9 protein-coding genes are annotated in these 16,866 nt (G+C 54.1%); 7 read left to right on the top strand and 2 right to left on the bottom strand.

Going from position 1 to position 16,866, the window contains the following annotated elements:
* Positions 1 to 166 precede the first annotated feature (166 nt).
* The 3 genes from pflB to ileS all read left to right on the top strand — a co-directional run bounded on the left by pflB (position 167) and on the right by ileS (position 7,421).
* Positions 167 to 2,542, top strand: a complete 2,376-nt coding sequence (pflB, locus tag OZX75_RS04095) for a formate C-acetyltransferase (RefSeq protein WP_277147155.1) — start codon at positions 167 to 169, stop codon at positions 2,540 to 2,542.
* A 232-nt stretch (positions 2,543 to 2,774) separates the two neighbouring features.
* On the top strand, positions 2,775 to 3,656 hold the full coding sequence (gene pflA, locus OZX75_RS04090) for a pyruvate formate-lyase-activating protein (protein WP_277147393.1): 882 nt from the start codon (positions 2,775 to 2,777) through the stop codon (positions 3,654 to 3,656).
* A gap of 357 nt (positions 3,657 to 4,013) precedes the next feature.
* Entirely contained in the window at positions 4,014 to 7,421 is a 3,408-nt protein-coding gene (gene ileS, locus OZX75_RS04085) for a mupirocin-resistant isoleucine--tRNA ligase (RefSeq protein ID WP_277147153.1), read from the top strand.
* A 192-nt stretch (positions 7,422 to 7,613) separates the two neighbouring features.
* Here the strand turns inward: ileS and OZX75_RS04080 are convergent, their stop codons facing one another.
* The gene (locus tag OZX75_RS04080) at positions 7,614 to 8,585 is read right to left on the bottom strand and encodes a DsbA family protein (protein WP_277147151.1); all 972 of its coding nucleotides are present in this window, start codon (positions 8,583 to 8,585) and stop codon (positions 7,614 to 7,616) included.
* 405 nt (positions 8,586 to 8,990) lie between these two features.
* On the opposite strand from OZX75_RS04080, the gene OZX75_RS04075 reads away from it, so the two are divergent.
* Entirely contained in the window at positions 8,991 to 10,040 is a 1,050-nt protein-coding gene (locus OZX75_RS04075; RefSeq protein WP_277147149.1) for a TraX family protein, read from the top strand.
* Between the two features lie 288 nt (positions 10,041 to 10,328).
* Here OZX75_RS04075 and OZX75_RS04070 read toward each other — a convergent pair whose 3' ends face one another.
* Positions 10,329 to 11,459 (bottom strand): DsbA family protein, encoded by a 1,131-nt coding sequence (locus tag OZX75_RS04070; RefSeq protein WP_277147147.1) that lies wholly within the window; start codon positions 11,457 to 11,459, stop codon positions 10,329 to 10,331.
* 331 nt (positions 11,460 to 11,790) lie between these two features.
* Here OZX75_RS04070 and cas3 point away from each other — a divergent pair, with 331 nt between their 5' ends.
* From cas3 to OZX75_RS04055, 3 genes are read left to right on the top strand one after another with little or no spacing between them, the layout of a single operon-like run.
* Positions 11,791 to 14,241: a CRISPR-associated helicase Cas3' gene (cas3, locus tag OZX75_RS04065; RefSeq protein ID WP_277147391.1), complete on the top strand. Its 2,451-nt coding sequence runs from the start codon at positions 11,791 to 11,793 to the stop codon at positions 14,239 to 14,241.
* Complete coding sequence (gene cas5c / locus OZX75_RS04060) at positions 14,242 to 14,955, top strand: type I-C CRISPR-associated protein Cas5c (protein WP_277147145.1); 714 nt, start codon at positions 14,242 to 14,244, stop codon at positions 14,953 to 14,955. It abuts the gene before it with no gap.
* On the top strand, positions 14,952 to 16,841 hold the full coding sequence (locus tag OZX75_RS04055; protein WP_277147143.1) for a type I-C CRISPR-associated protein Cas8c/Csd1: 1,890 nt from the start codon (positions 14,952 to 14,954) through the stop codon (positions 16,839 to 16,841). The genes cas5c and OZX75_RS04055 overlap by 4 nt, the downstream gene beginning before the upstream one ends.
* The last annotated feature ends 25 nt before the right edge of the window (positions 16,842 to 16,866 follow it).

Below are 16,866 nucleotides of genomic sequence, written 5' to 3'. Positions count from 1 at the left end.
GGCTTTTGGTATTTTCCCAACATTTTTGAAAAGCAAAGCTGCATACAAAAAGGCAAAAAAGTGATGTAGGTCACATTTATTTGGCTGTGTTTGTGACGAAGACCACTCTACAATGGGAATCGAACGCAACGTGAAGATGCGTTGCTCCACTAATAAGGAGTGCTAAATGACCGCAGTAGATCAGACTGCTTTATCTGCCGAGGAGCTGCAGGCGAAGGCCTGGAACGGCTTCGTCGGAGGAGACTGGCAGAAGGAAATCGATGTTCGCGATTTCATTCAGAAGAATTACACGCCGTACGATGGCGATGAGTCCTTCCTCGCCACGGCGACCCCGAAGACGAAGGAAATGTGGGAGTACCTCGACAACAACCAGCTTGCCGTAGAGCGCAAGCAGCGTGTGTATGATGTCGATACCCACACCCCGGCCGGCATCGACAACTTCGGCCCCGGCTACATCATGGACAAAGAGCATGATAATGTCATCGTCGGCATTCAGACCGATGAGCCTTGCAAGCGCGCCATGATGCCGAACGGCGGCTGGCGTATGGTCGAGCAGGCCATCAAGGAAGCAGGCAAAGAGCCTGATCCCAACATCAAGACGATCTTCACCAAGTATCGCAAGACCCACAACGACGGTGTCTTCGGCGTTTATACCAAGCAGATCAAGCTCGCACGCCACAACAAGATCCTCACCGGTCTGCCCGATGCCTACGGCCGCGGCCGCATCATCGGCGACTATCGCCGTGTCGCTCTCTATGGCGTCAACTATCTGATCGCCAAGAAGAAGGAAGACAAGGATTCGATTCCTTATCGCAACGACTTCACCGAGGCCGAGATCGAGCATTGGATCCGCTTCCGCGAAGAGCATTCGGATCAGATCACCGCGCTGAAGCAGCTCATCAACCTCGGCAACGAGTATGGCCTCGATCTTTCTCGTCCGGCTCAGACCGCTCAGGAAGCCGTGCAGTGGACCTACATGGGCTACCTCGCCTCCGTCAAGAGCCAGGATGGCGCCGCCATGAGCTTCGGCCGTGTCTCCGCCTTCTTCGATTCCTACTTCGAGCGCGACCTCAAGGCCGGCAAGATCACCGAATCCGACGCTCAGGAGATCATCGACCAGCTCGTCATGAAGCTGCGTATCGTCCGCTTCCTGCGCACCAAGGACTATGACAACATCTTCTCCGGTGATCCATACTGGGCCACCTGGTCCGACGCCGGTTTCGCCGATGACGGACGCCACATGGTCACCAAGACCTCGTTCCGTCTGCTCGCCACCTTGGCCCTCGATCACCTGGGACCAGGACCAGAGCCGAACATCACCATCTTCTGGGATTCCAAGCTGCCTGAAGGCTACAAGCGTTATTGCGCTCGTACCTCCATCGCCACCTCGGCCATCCAGTATGAGTCCGACCGCGACATTCGCGACCACTGGGGCGACGACGCCGCCATCGCTTGCTGCGTCTCCCCGATGCGTGTCGGCAAGCAGATGCAGTTCTTCGGCGCTCGTGTGAACTCCGCGAAGGCTCTGCTCTACGCGATCAACGGCGGCCGTGACGAAATGACCGGTATGCAGGTCATCGACAAGGGCATCATCGATCCGATCAAGCCCGAAGCCGACGGCACCCTTGACTATCAGAAGGTCAAGGACAACTACGAGAAGGCCCTTGAGTGGCTCTCGGAGACCTACATCGAAGCGCTGAACATCATTCATTACATGCATGACAAGTATGCGTATGAGTCCATCGAGATGGCTCTGCACGACAAGGAAGTCTACCGCACCTTGGGTTGCGGCATGTCCGGCCTGTCGATTGCTGCAGATTCGCTCTCCGCGCTCAAGTATGCGAAGGTCTATCCTATCTACAACAAGGATGCGAAGAACCTCGAAGGCCATGAGAAGGAATATGTCGAAGGCGCGGATGACGACCTGGTGGTCGGCTATCGCACGGTCGGCGACTTCCCGATCTACGGCAACGACGATGATCGCGCCGATGACCTCGCCAAGTGGACCGTCTCCACGGTCATGGATCAGATCAAGGCTCTGCCGGTCTACCGCAACGCGGTTCCGACCCAGTCCATCCTGACCATCACCTCCAACGTGGTCTATGGCAAGGCGACCGGTTCCTTCCCGAGCGGACACAAGAAGGGCGAGCCTTACGCCCCCGGTGCCAACCCGGAGAACGGCATGGATTCGCACGGCATGCTGCCGTCCATGTTCTCGGTCGGCAAGATCAACTACAACGACGCGCTGGACGGCATTAGCCTCACCAACACGATTACCCCTGACGGCCTCGGCCGCGATGAGGAAGAGCGCGTCACCAACCTCGTCGGCATCCTGGATTCCGGCAATGGCCACGGTCTCTATCACGCCAATATCAACGTGCTGCGCAAGGAGCAGCTTGAGGACGCCGTCGCGCATCCTGAGAAGTATCCGCACCTCACCGTGCGCGTCTCGGGCTATGCGGTGAACTTCGTCAAGCTCACCCGCGAGCAGCAGCTCGACGTGATTTCCCGTACGTTCCATCAGGGTGCTGTCACCGAGTGACAGAACTCACGGTAGTAACGTGGTGAATAATTGATCTGAAGGGGCGGAGCGTCAGCTCCGTCCCTTCACTCATGTTTCATAGGTTTTTCAACAGGCTTTGACGGGGATACAAGCGACGGTTTATCTATGGAATATCACATGCATCACGTTGCGCTTGAGGCGCACCGGGCGACTGGGATTTTACTTTAAAATCCGTTAATATGGAATGAAGAATTTAACAAGGAGGGCAATGATGTCCGAAACGACTCAATTTAGAACCACGACGCAGCATATGCTGAAGGTTTCGAAAGTATATGCGAAGCACACGTTGATGGGCGGGCTTTCGGGCTTTCAATCTCCTATAGGATTGGACCGTCACGATCGCATCAATGCACTGCGTACCGGCGACATCGGCTTCGTGCATTCATGGGATATCAACACGTCGGTCGACGGACCAGGGACCAGAATGACGGTGTTTATGAGCGGATGCCCGTTGCGCTGCCAGTTCTGCCAGAACCCGGACACATGGAAGATGCGTGACGGCCAGCCGGTCTATCTCGACGATATGATCGAGCGTGTCACGCGTTATAAAGACGTTTTTCAGAGCACCGGCGGGGGAGTCACCTTCTCGGGTGGCGAGTCGATGATGCAGGGCAAGTTCGTCTCCCGCGTCTTCCACGCGGTGCATCAGGAAGGCATCCACACCTGCCTCGACACTTCCGGCTTCCTGAACAAGGACTGGACCGATGAGATGATCGACGACATCGACTTGTGTCTGCTCGATGTCAAGTCCGGCGACGAAGAGACCTATCACAAGGTCACCGGCAGCCAGCTGGCACCGACCATCGATTTCGGCCAGAGGCTCAACAAGGCCGGCAAGAAGATCTGGGTGCGTTTCGTGCTCGTCCCGGGGCTTACGGACAGCGTCGAGAACGTCGAGAACGTGGCCAAGATCTGCGAGAGCTTTGGCGATGCCGTCGAGCACATCGATGTCTTGCCGTTCCACCAGCTTGGTCGTCCGAAGTGGCACGAGCTCCACTACGATTATCCGCTGGAGACCAAGGAAGGGCCGTCCAAGGATCTGAAGAAGCGTGTCCGTGACCAGTTCAAGGCCCACGGTTTCGAGGTCTTCTAAAGAGATAAAAGCCATATATATTTATTGTTCATGCACCGGACAGAGCGATTTCACAATCCTCGTCCGGTGTTATAGTATGCAACATAAGCGCGGATCCGTTATCGGCGGGGAGCTTTCGGAAGAACGGTTGTGCCGCACGGTGTGTGGCTGGCTTATTAGAACCGACGGGGTGGCCCGAAACAGCCTGTTTCAAGCGGTCGTATGAAATTGCGATCTCGGGGGATTGTGGTCTCGATGGTGTCGATGGCCTGATTGATTCGGGAATGCGAACCAATACGACAAGCGGGGTGGTACCGCGGTGTGCGGGTGTCGCGTCAATGGCGCGGTGAAGCTGCATCGTCCTCGCAGGACATGGCAATGAAACCTGCAAGCGAGGAGAGTGCGGTGAGCGAAACCACCAATTCACATGTGTACCCCAAAGCGTCCGTAGGCGAGCAGAGCGCGCACGTCGCGCCGAACCCGAGCTTCCCGAAGATGGAAGAGTCGGTGCTCGACTATTGGGACAAGGATGATACCTTCAACAAATCCGTCGAACGCAATCCCAGCGGCGACCACAGCGACAACGAATTCGTCTTCTTCGACGGCCCGCCTTTCGCCAACGGCCTTCCGCACTACGGTCACCTGCTGACCGGCTACGCCAAGGACGTCATTCCTCGCTACCAGACCATGAAGGGCCGCAAGGTCAGCCGCGTTTTCGGCTGGGACACCCACGGCCTGCCGGCCGAACTCGAAGCGCAGAAGGAGCTCGGCATCGAATCGGTCGACCAGATCGAGGAGATGGGCATCGAGAAGTTCAACGACGCCTGCCGCAAGTCCGTTCTCAAATATACGAACGAGTGGAAGGACTATGTCCACCGCCAGGCCCGCTGGGTCGATTTCGAGCATGGCTACAAGACGCTGAACACCACCTACATGGAGTCGGTGATGTGGGCCTTCAAGACGCTCTACGACAAGGGCCTGGCCTACAAGGGCTACCGCGTGCTGCCGTACTGCCCGAAGGACCGCACCCCGCTTTCCGCGCACGAGCTGCGCATGGACGCCGACGTCTACCAGGACCGCCAGGACACCACCGTCTCCGTCGCCGTCAGGATGCGCGACGAGGACGACGCCTACGCCGTCTTCTGGACCACGACGCCTTGGACCACGCCCACCAACTTCCTGATCGTTGTGGGCAACGACATCGATTACGTCGAGGTGAAGCCCACCGAGGGCAAATTCGCCGGCAAGAAGTTCTACCTGGGCAAGCCGCTCTTGGGGTCGTACGCCAAGGAACTCGGCGAGAACTACGAGGTCGTTCGTGAGCTGAAAGGCAAAGAACTGGTCGGCCGCCGCTACTGGCCGGTCTTCCCGTACTTCGCAGGTGACGAGGCCGAGAGCGAGGGCCATGTGCCCGGCCCGAACGCCTACCAGATCCTCGCCGCCGACTACGTCGACACCGTCGAGGGCACCGGCCTGGTCCATCAGGCGCCTTATGGCGAAGACGATATGAACACGCTGAACGCTGCCGGTGTCAACTCCATCGACGTGCTCGACGCCAGCTGCACCTTCACCTCCGCATGCCCGGACTATGAGGGCATGTACGTCTTCGACGCGAACCTGCCGATTCTGCGCAACCTGCGCGCCGGCGACGGCCCGATCGCTCGTGTTCCCGAGGACCATCGTGCTTTGCTCTTCCAGGAGAAGAGCTACGTACACTCCTACCCGCACTGCTGGCGCTGCGGCACCCCGCTGATCTACAAGCCGGTCTCCTCGTGGTTCGTCTCCGTGACCAAGGTCAAGGATCGCCTGCTCGAGAACAACCAGAAGATCAACTGGATCCCCGAGAACGTCAAGGACGGTCAGTTCGGCAAGTGGCTGCAGAACGCACGCGACTGGTCGATCTCGCGTAACCGCTTCTGGGGCTCGCCGATTCCCGTCTGGGTTTCCGACGATCCGAAGTACCCGCGCGTCGACGTCTACGGCTCGCTCGATGAGCTGAAGGCCGATTTCGGCGACTATCCGCGCGACGGCGAGGGCAAGGTCAACATGCACCGCCCCTACATCGACAACCTCACGCGCGTCAACCCCGACGACCCGACCGGCAAGTCGCATATGCACCGCATCTCCGACGTGCTCGACTGCTGGTTCGAGTCCGGCTCGATGCCCTTCGCGCAGTTCCATTACCCCTTCGAGAACAAGGAGTACTTCGAACAGCACTTCCCGGCCGACTACGTGGTCGAATACATCGGCCAGACCCGCGGCTGGTTCTACGTCTTGCACGTCATGGCGACGGCCCTTTTCGACCGTCCCGCCTTCAAGAACGTCATCTGCCACGGCATCGTCCTGGGCGACGACGGACAGAAGATGAGCAAGCACCTGCGCAATTACCCGGACGTCAACGGCGTGTTCAACGACTACGGCTCCGACGCGATGCGCTGGTTCCTTATGTCCTCGCCGATCCTGCGCGGCGGCAACCTCATCGTCACCGCCGACGGCATCCGCGACACCGTGCGCCAGGTGCTGCTGCCGGTGTGGAGCTCGTACTACTTCTTCACGCTCTACGCCAATGCGGCCAACGGCGGCAAGGGCTACGACGCACGCGCGCTGCGCGCTGACGAGGTGGCCGGACTGCCCAACATGGACCGCTACCTGCTGGCTCGCACCCGCCGCCTGGTGGTCGCGGTCGAGCACGCGCTCGACACCTTCGCCATCTCAGATGCCTGTGCCACGGTGCAGGACTTCATCGACATGCTCACCAACTGGTACATCCGCAACAACCGCGAGCGGTTCTGGAACGAGGATGAGCAGGCGTTCAACACGCTCTACACCGTGCTCGAAGTTCTGATGCGCGTCATGGCGCCGCTCGCCCCGATGGAGTCCGAGTCGATCTGGCGTGGCTTGACCGGTGGGGAATCGGTGCACCTTGCGCAATGGCCGTTCGTCACCGTTGCCGACGAGCAGTCCCACGATGTCGGCGCGAACGCCGAATCGACCAGTGAACTCAACCAAGGTAAAGAGACCGAGCTGGGCCGTGTGCTGGTCGATGAGCCGGCCTTGGTCGACGCCATGGAACAGGTGCGCGAGGTCGTTTCCGGCACGCTCTCGCTGCGCAAGTCCTGCCAGATTCGCGTGCGCCAGCCGCTGGCCAAGCTCACCGTTCTGGTCGACAATCCCGATGGTGTCGCCGATTACGACGATATCTTGAAGACTGAGCTCAACGTCAAGGACGTGGAATTCTCCACGCTCGCAGACGCCGGCAAACACGGTCTGAAGATCGTGCACGATCTCAAGGTCAACGCCCGCAAGGCCGGCCCGAGACTGGGCAAGCAGGTGCAGTTCGCCATCAAGGCCTCCAAGTCCGGGTCGTGGCATGTCGACGAATCCGGTGCCCCGGTCGTCGAGACTCCAAATGGCGACCTGAAGCTGGAGGAAGGCGAATATACGCTGATCAACCAGGTCGAGGAGGTCGCGGCCGCCGATCGCGCCAACGACGTTTCCGCAGCCCTTCCCGGTGGTGGTTTCGTCATCCTCGACACCGAGCTCAACGACGACCTGATCGCCGAAGGCTATGCGCGTGACGCCATCCGCGCCGTGCAGGACGCCCGCAAGGCCGCTGATCTCGACATCACCGACCGCATCGGTCTCAAGCTCGATGTGCCGGCGGCCGATGCGCCCAAGGCCGAGCAGTTCCGCGATCTGATCGCCCACGAGACGCTCGCCACGACGCTCGAGATCAACGCCGACGCATCCGCTGACGAGCTGAAAGTAACCGTCGCGAAACAGTAACAGCCGTCGTTGTTTTAGTGGCAAAACAGAAATGCGGCAACGCTCGGTAGGGTGAGAAAAGGGTTGTGGTCAACCGGTGTCATCATCGGTTGACCACAACCCTTTTTATATCGTAAAAATCGCTTTATTACAGAGCTAACGTTCAGGTGCGATTGAACCGCCGTTGCATGATGGTGCTAAGCCTTTTTATTCCTAATCCTCGTATGAAGTGTCCGGACCGATTGTCGGCAACTCGCTGGGGACTCCGACATCCGGTATCCGCAGTCCCAGATTGGTGATGAACCGCTGGATGATTTTGCCGTCGTTGTCGGTGGTGTTGAGTTTCGAGACCTTTCCGTTGATGCGGATTGTCGGAGGGAAGAACCCTTTGCTGTCATTCATATCGGTAAAAAGCTCTTTCCGCTTGGTGTCATAGACCGTTGCCTTGCTGATGAAGGATGCATACGGTGCCTTGACCGCGGCTTCGGCAACATCACGGCTTACTCCGGCCTTTTGCGCCTGGGCTGCGATTTGCTTGTCGCTGACGTCTTTGTAATGAACGGCGTCGGGCTGGAAATCTTTGGCGAACAATGCGCCCACGAATGCCGTCACGTGTTTCGCATCGTGTTCGGATACATACGCCACCGCATTCGCCGCCCGGGTGGCATACCGATTCGTGGAAGGAGTGTCATACAGATTGACGATATGAAATTCCAGATTTATCTGTCGCGCCTCCTGCAGTTTTTCCAATGTCGGCGCAAGCGCGCGAGTCAAGTCCCCGCAGTAGGGGCAGAGGAAGTCCTCATAGATTTCCACGGTCGGGGCTTCGGAATTGCGCTGCGTCTCGCGGTAGGCGGGGAGTCCGCCCTCTTCGGTGGAATTGGTCGGCTTGTCTTTGACTCGCTGCAGGTCGTCATAGGCCTGGGCTTGGGTTTCGGGAAGTGTCTGTTTCGACTTCTTGCCTTGATTGATGCCGATGGAAATGCCGATGACCAGAACCAGCACCATCACGATGGCTACGGCGATGCCTCCGATGATCAACTGGTTGCGTCCGATGACGCCGCCGTTGGATTGTGTACGGGTTTCGCCGTCGCTGACACTGTCCGGGGGCGTGGAAGTCAGGATGGATGGAATCCTACGCTTTGACGAAGCGCGCGACCGGGAATGTTTACCGATACCGCTCATTTCCTGATCACCCGATTCCTTTCCAAGTGTCTTTCAAAGTCGCCGAATTGTCGATTACGTCACTATTTTGAAGTTTATCGCTTTGTTGAGATAATCGGTGGTCCGCTCAAGACAAATATCGTGGAAGCCTACTGATGTGAGGGTTGTGAACGTGTAACAGGCACAGACGCGATAATGATTTTCAGCTGTTTTGAGGAGAGAGTTTTACTGGTCGTTGACATATTACATCTTAAATTTCATCCTGAAGGACGATGGCGAAGCGATCGTAATAGCGTATTCTCGAATATCGGTGAAGAGCTTTGTACATACAAGCTGCATAATGCTCCAGGGGAAAATCGGTAGGCAGAACATTTAAACCAAACAAGAACCTTTATATATATGGTACAGACTATAAGGAATAGCTGAGTGAAAAACAATATCGGCAATATGGATGTAACGAATCAATCAAAACAAACGGCATTGTCCGGATTGTCCGGCTCGAGTCGGCAACGGCGTTTCGGACTGACGACCTTCGACATCAAGATGATCGGCGTGGTGCTGATGGTGGTCGACCACGTCCACCAGATGTTCGCCTCGCAGGGCGCGCCCAACTGGCTCGACTGGTTCGGCCGGCCCGTGGCCACGCTGTTCTTCTTCGTCAGTGTCATCGGCTTCTCGCACACGCACAGCAAAAAGACCTACATGATCAGGCTTTACGTGTGCATGGTCCTGATGGCCGTGCTCGACATGGTGCTTCAGCACGTGGTCAACTATGACGGGGCGGAACTGGCCAACAACATCTTTCGCGACCTGTTTATCGGCACGATTTTCATGGCTGCCGTCGATTGCTTCGAAGCCGCCTTCAAAAAACGCGGAAACAAAGCCGCTTCGGGATTTGGAGCAGGGGTGCGTGGCGGCGATGAGCGCACCGGCTCGGTGCACGGTGTCATTTTCGGCCGCGACGATATCGCTGCAGCGGGAAAGAACGGTTCCGTCCCTGACCAGAACTTGATATATGCGAGCAGGCATTCCGCCGCCGTCACCCGCGGTTTCCGTGTGAAGAAAACGGTTGAAGGCATTCTGTTGCTCGCCTTGCCGTTCCTCCTTTCGCTCGTTCTGCTCCCGTTCATGGCTCAAGGTGACGGCACGCAAAGCCCGGTGATGATGTGGGTATTGCGTATACTGACGGCGGTCGATCCTGCGATTTTGCTGGCAGAGAACACCGTCATGGTGCTCCTCATCCCGGTGATGTACGCGCTGCGTAATGTCAGGCACAGCGCCCTCTGGCAGAGTGCGGCCATCGCCGTGGTCGCGGGGCTGTATGCCCTGGCTGGCCAGACGCAGTGGATGATGATTTTCGCCATCATTCCGATCCTGCTCTACAACGGTGCGAAAGGACGGGGCGACAAATACTTCTTCTACATCTTCTATCCCGCGCACATAGCCGTTCTCTATGTGCTGGCAAGCCTTGTCTGAATGTGTGTGGCAGGCGTTATCCGGCTGGTGGTGGGTTTCGTCGAGGAAGGGTTGGCACGGTAAACGTTCCGTGGGATTGGTTGAGAGAGCTTAAATATTGGGGAATCCGACTGACTTCTGTGAGATCTTCGGAACCCAATGAAAGCTCTATGGAACCGATGAAAACCCTATGAAAGAGGTTCCGCTGTAACTTCATTGTTGCCGCGGAACCTCTTGGCTTTGCCTGACGCTTCCGTGACGAAACGGATATGCGGTGATATCAGCGAGGTTTTGTCTTCGCGTACTCGCTTATGACAGATACTTCTGCTGTATTGCAAGCGCCTTGCCGTCCGAGCCTATCGAAGGCGTAATCTTGGCGTCGCCGACCTGCTCGCGGTGGAGGCCGAGCGAATGGACGAGCGTGGGTTCAATGTCTTGAATCACATGAAGATGACGATAGGGCCACATGGTGCCGTTGATGCAGATGGTCGGGGTCGAGAAGCGGAAATTATCCTGCATCTGAACGTAGAGTTCCTTGCGCTCGGTGGTATATTTCGTGGCCTTGTCGACGTAATCGTTGTAGGTGCCTTTTGTCGAGTTTTCAGCGACCGTCTTGCTGACGCCGGCTTTCAAGGCCTGTTCGATGATTTCCTGATTGCTGACGTTGCGGTTGTTGTTTTTGTTCGGTTGGTAGCCTTTTTCAAACAGGGCCGTTGACAAAGCAAGCGATTTGTCTGGCTCCTGCGAGGCGATATAGGCGAAGGCGCTCGCCGAACGGGTGGAGTATTTGTTTTCCGTCTTGGAATCGAGGAAGTTGAGTGGGTGGATGTAGAGATTGATTTGGCGGGCTTCCTGCATTTTTTCCAACGGCGTGGAAAGCCCTTTTTCGACAGTGGCGCAACCCGGGCAGAAGAAATCGACGTAAAGGTCAACGCTTGGGGCCTTCGGGTTGTAGTCACTGGCTTTGAATGCGGGCAGACCGCCTTGTTTTGTCATACCCTTCGGCTTCTGCGCCAGCGCCTGGAGCTGCTGGTAGTCGCGTTCCTCGCCGTGCCTGCTGAACCAGAAGGCGTAGCAGCCGGCGATGACGATGATGACCACCAAAACTGCTGCGACGATTGACCAGATGACGAGAACGCGGCGTTGCTGTATCTTCTCATGCAGATCGAGGGCCTTCTCTTTCAAGAGTGTTGTGGACGCTTTGGTATCGTCGTCGGTGCTGTCGTCGGTATCGTCATCGACGTTGTCGTGGATATTGTCGCTCATTTGTGTAGTGCTGCCGTTCGTTTGTGCTATCGGGGACTGAGAATCCGTAACTTCATCGGTCCTTTGGGATTTGGGATTACCGTTGTCGCCATTGTTGGCGTTGATATTCGTGGTGTTCACATCTGTCGTTTTGGGCTTCTGACCGTCATTTGCCCGACCATTGTCTGTTGCCATGACGTTTTCTCCCTTTGACCCTTTTCATTCTGTGACGAAAATCTCATTTTGCGTCCCTCCGCCACTCTACTAGTTTTCCGCCGCAAACACCAATGAAGCCGTGGAGCAAACCATTATTTGAAAGGGATGGAGAAAAAATAGATCGTTATGAGGCAAGGGAGTCGATGACGATAATCATACATTTTTTAATCTGCATTGTTGCTGAGGGGAATGCAGAGTATACAAGTGTATTGTCGATAAGGTGTACCAATTGTGCATATTTCTGATGAGTGATTAAATTAATTCACCGTGCTATTCTAGCTTGTAAAGGGGTTACGAAGGGGTGATCGAGATGGATGCTTTACTCGCGCATATTAATGATGATCATAGTCGTAAGCAAACGTTGAAAGAGCATCTGTCAAATACTGCTCAATTTTCAAAGCATTTCGAAGATAGATTTGAAGATATCGCATTTTTAGCTGGATATCTACATGACGTCGGAAAGGCGACAGAGTGTTTCCAGAGCTATCTGATTCATGGCGACGCTAAAAGAGGTGATATCGTCCACGCGTTGCAGGGTGCTTTTGTGAGTGCTCATTTTCCCGTCAAGGATCAGTACCAGATGCTGACGCAGGAAATTCTCGAAGGAGTGATCGCAAAGCATCACGGTGATTTGCCTGATTATCTAAGTCCGGATGGGAGCAGTTGTTTCTTCGACACAATGACTGATGCTCGGCAACGGGATGAACGTTATCATTTTGACGAGGTCAAGCAAAACCTTAGAAAACTGGATTTGGATTTGGAGAGCTCCTTTAATGTCGCAGCAACCGATTCCAAGACATTCATAGACGCAGCAATGAGTAATGGTTACGGTGGTGCCCATCGTCAGAACTCGTTGTATTTTGCCATGGGACTCTATACCAAGTATATTTACTCACGACTGATTGATGCCGATCGATTGGACACTGCGTGCTTCAACCAAGGCGAAAAGGAACAAAGTCGTAAACCTGACTGGACTGACCTTATTGAACGATTCGAGTCGCATCTTGGCGGGTTCGACAATACATCAAAAGTCAATCAGATCAGGGCTCGAATCTCGCAGCAGTGTCTTGACTCCAGTGCAAGGCCAACTGGAATCTATCGTCTTTCCGTGCCCACTGGCGGCGGGAAGACGTTGGCCTCGTTCCGTTTCGCTCTTCACCATGCGCAGCAAACAGGCAAATCGCATATCATCTATGTGATTCCCTATTTGTCCATTACCACTCAGACATCACGGGACCTGAGAAAGTTCCTCGATCTGGCTGACGATGACGATACGTTATTGGAACACTATTCCAGCGCAGCCAATCAAGGCGAGCAAAAAGGGATGTCCGAGCAGGAGCGCGATGAACGTGAGAAAAAACGGCAAGAAGCAGCGCAGCGGTGGGATAATCCGGTTGTCGTGACGACCATGGTGCAGTTCTTGGAGACGGTGATGTCTTCGCACGGTACCGATTTGCGAAAGTTCCACAATATGGCGGACAGTGTCATTGTCTTCGATGAGATTCAGGCGTTGCCAATCAATACAATCCATTTGTTCGATGAAGTTGTCAGTTTCCTCGCGAAGATATTGAATTCCACCATTCTGTTGTGTACTGCTACACAGCCTCCTCTCGAGTCGACTGAGCGAAAGAATCTATTGATTTCCAAGGAACCGGATTTGATTTCCGAATCCGAAGGCTATCGAGAACGGTTGCGTAGAACGAATATCGTGGCATCGGCTGATGAAAAATCCGTTGAAGAAGTGGCCGACCGTGTTCTTCAATTGGCGTTGGAAGATGGAAGCTGTCTGGCTATCGTCAACCTGAAATCCGAAGCTCGAAGAATCTACGAACGCGTGATGGAAGACCAACGGGCACAAGAATGCGAAGTTATTCATTTGAGTACGTCGATGTGTGGCAGGCATCGACGCGATCAAATTGAAAGGATGGAAACCCTTTTAAATCCCGTCAACGACTGCATCCGGAAGGGAGAAACCTATAAGGGCAAGCCGGTTATCTGTATCAGTACTCAACTTATCGAGGCCGGCGTCGATGTGTCCTTTGCCTGCGTAGTGAGGGCGATGGCTGGGTTGGATAGCATTCTGCAGGCTGCAGGACGCTGCAATCGTAGTGGAGAGTCGGAAACCCCGAAGAACGTTTATGTCTATCCAATCGCCAACGAGTCTGGACTGAGCAAGCTTCAGGACATAGCTATAGGGAAGGAGATTACTCTGGGGTTGCTGCATGATTATCCTAAGGCAGACCTGCAATCCAAAGATATGCTTGACGCGTTCTACCGAGAATATTTCCATGAACGTAGCAAGGGCGGCAGAATGGATTATCCTATGCCCGGCAAGAAGACAGCTTATGATTTGCTGTCGGTCAATCGTTCGGCGAGAGCATTGTATTCCGAACATGCGGATAATCAGAGCTATACGCATTGTCTGGCGCAGTCGTTCAAGACAGTCAGCGACCATTTCCATGTAATTCCCGACATGACCAAAAGTGTCGTAGTTTATTACCAAGACAGTGATAAGTGGATTGATTTGTTGCGTCATGGCGATATCCGGCAACAAATCAAAGCCCTTCGGAAACTACAGGATTATTCGGTATCGCTTTTTGACTATGAGTTTCAGAAGCTGGATAAGCAGGGTGCTTTGGATCTTGTCAATAAGGATTTCAATGTGTGGCAATTGAATAAAGATCACTATAAAGAAGGGTATGGCGTAGTGCTCGACATAGAGATGCCATTGCTAATGGTCGATAAAGAATCGAGGTGCTGAATGAAGCGATATCGCAATTCCATAGAATTCGAGGTATTTGGACCCTATGCCTTGTTCTCAGAGGTCGCGACACGGACGGGAGGTGAAAAATTCTCCTATCAGGTTCCTACCTATCAGGCGTTGAAAGGCATTACCGAAAGCGTCTACTGGAAGCCGACGCTGATTTGGAGAATAGATGCCGTTCGCGTCATGAACCGTATCCAGACCGAGAGCAAAGGTATCCGCCCCATCAAATACAAAGGCGGTAATGACTTGTCGTACTACACCTATCTGAAGAATGTGCGCTATCAGGTGCTTGCGCATTTTGAATGGAATGAGCAGCGCGAGGATCTTGCGGCCGATCGCAACGAGAACAAGCATCATAACATCGCCAAAAGAGCCGTAAAACTTGGAGGTAGACGCGACATCTTTCTCGGCACCCGTGAATGTCAAGGTTACGTGGAACCGTGTGAATTTGGTTCTGGTGAGAGCTTCTACGATGGATATGGCCAGATGGATATGGGATACATGTTCCATTCGTTCATCTATCCAGACGAAAATCCCGATCATGATTTCACAGCGCAATTTTGGCGGCCGGTGATGAGCGATGGTGTCATTGAATTTCCGCGTCCGGATTCTTCGGATCTTGACTCGCATATCATTCGAGGGAATCAGCCGATTCGGAAGTTCGAAATTGGCCGGAACCTTGCCGAAGCAGAGGGGCAGGCATCATGAGTCTTTGGTCGAATCTGTTGCAAACCTATGGATCCATTCAAGACAAAACCGGTGTTGCGCCACTGGACAAGGAGGGCAATCCACAAATCAAAAAAACCTTGCTGCCTTTGTTCCATACAACGATTCCAACGAATTTGCACGTCACGCTTGATGCCCAGGGCAATTGCATCAGCATCACCAGGGACAAGGATGTTGTCACGATTATCGCTCCTTGCACTGAGGCGTCGATGGGACGGTCTGGGATGGATCCGAAGCCTCATCCGTTATGCGATCAACTGAAATATGTGGATAGCACCTTGGAGCCGAAGGCGTTTGAGTCGTATATGAGCCAACTGAGTAGTTGGAAGGGCGATAACCCCAAACTCAACGCGATCTATGAGTACTTGAGTCGCCATAGCGTTGTCGAGGATGCGTGTGATCGGCATATCTACGAATCTCAGGAAGATGGATTCGTCAAGCTTCCCAAGGGTGAGGAAAAGGTCGGAGTGCGCTTTTCGGTACGAATCCCGGAGGATGATGAGAAGAACGTCTGGGAAGACAAACGGCTTTGGGAATTGTGGATAGCTCGGCAGAGCGACGATACGATGGCTGATGGGAAAGATGCCTTGGGTGGCGACTTCCATAGGCAGGCTGGGAATTATCCCAAGAATATCGTTGGGACAGCTGGTAACGCGAAACTGATTTCAACCAATGATGCGGGTAAACATAATTTCGTGTTTTATGGACGTTTTGTCTCTGTGGATGAAGCAAGCAGGATTGATTCGGTTACGTCTCAAAAAGTTCATGCCGCTTTAAAGTGGCTGATTAGGAATAATGGTACATTGACCGATAAGCAAGCGATAACGATCTGGGCCGTTGGCGGTATGCCTGATGTGACACTTCCATTTGGCAACTCATATGAGGTCGAGCAGTCGGCTGAAGAGCATCTGACCGATTCCGAACGTATCAGTCAGCTACGGCTGGACACCGGAAGCGATTACGCCAGAAAGTTTGGACAGATAGTCAGAGGATTCGGCTCGCCGGATACGTTGCGGGACCATTCGCGGATGGTCGTCATCGCGATTTTTGATGCGGCGACTTCGGGTCGGCTAAGTCTCACGTTCTACCAGGAGTTTCTTGAGAAAGACTATCTGGAGTGCATCGCAAAATGGCATGAGGATTCCACGTGGCCGTTGATTCGCTTTGAGTCTGCATCGCAGGAAGCCAAAACAAACGAGTCTGAGCACGTGAGACCGGTGGAATATTTTGGTGCTCCTTCCTATCTCGACATCGTCAACTGTGTATATGGATCAGGTGAAAGAAGTGGCGCATCATATACACGTTTGAAGACCAAGGTGCAGAAGCAACTGATCCAATCGATGTTCAGCAATTCGGCATTACCGCGTGAATTCGCGCAGGCGGCGTTCAATAACGTCATCCGTCCAACCAGCTACGACAAGGAGAATAAATGGAGATACGACGTTGAAGTCGTGTGCAGTATCTGGAAGAAAATCTATATACAAAGTGGGAAGGAAATAACTGTGGAATTGGATGAGCAACGTCAGGATAGGGACTATCTTTATGGGCGACTGTTGGCGCTCGCGGATCATCTGGAGGGCGGCGTGCTGTGGAAACAGAAGGCGGATAGGCCCACGACTGCAGTGAAACTTATGACGAATTTCGTCGCCAGACCTTACACGACGTGGGGCAACATCATGGATCAGCTTGTTCCTTATATAAAGTCGCTCAAGGGTAGTCAGTGGTTTCAGAATGACATTGACGAGGTCATGTCGTTATTTAAGGATGGCGAATATGAAGACAACCGACCATTGCAGCCGTTGTATCTGCTGGGATATTCGCACGAGCGTAGGAAGCTGCAGAAGAAACCGCTGAATGAATCCGAGTGATGGAATAAGCAATAACGCAATAACA

Source organism: Bifidobacterium sp. ESL0800, from assembly GCF_029395355.1.
GTDB lineage: Bacteria > Actinomycetota > Actinomycetes > Actinomycetales > Bifidobacteriaceae > Bifidobacterium.
The sequence above is the reverse complement of the archived record's forward strand: the minus strand, read 5'-3'. Positions and strand labels throughout refer to the sequence as shown.

Coding starts and splice junctions, on each gene's coding strand:
- pflB (WP_277147155.1), top strand. CDS start 167: ATGACCGCAGTAGATCAGACTGCTTTATCTGCCGAGGAGCTGCAGGCG.
- pflA (WP_277147393.1), top strand. CDS start 2,775: ATGTCCGAAACGACTCAATTTAGAACCACGACGCAGCATATGCTGAAG.
- ileS (WP_277147153.1), top strand. CDS start 4,014: ATGAAACCTGCAAGCGAGGAGAGTGCGGTGAGCGAAACCACCAATTCA.
- OZX75_RS04080 (WP_277147151.1), bottom strand. CDS start 8,585: ATGAGCGGTATCGGTAAACATTCCCGGTCGCGCGCTTCGTCAAAGCGT.
- OZX75_RS04070 (WP_277147147.1), bottom strand. CDS start 11,459: ATGGCAACAGACAATGGTCGGGCAAATGACGGTCAGAAGCCCAAAACG.
- cas3 (WP_277147391.1), top strand. CDS start 11,791: ATGGATGCTTTACTCGCGCATATTAATGATGATCATAGTCGTAAGCAA.
- cas5c (WP_277147145.1), top strand. CDS start 14,242: ATGAAGCGATATCGCAATTCCATAGAATTCGAGGTATTTGGACCCTAT.
- OZX75_RS04055 (WP_277147143.1), top strand. CDS start 14,952: ATGAGTCTTTGGTCGAATCTGTTGCAAACCTATGGATCCATTCAAGAC.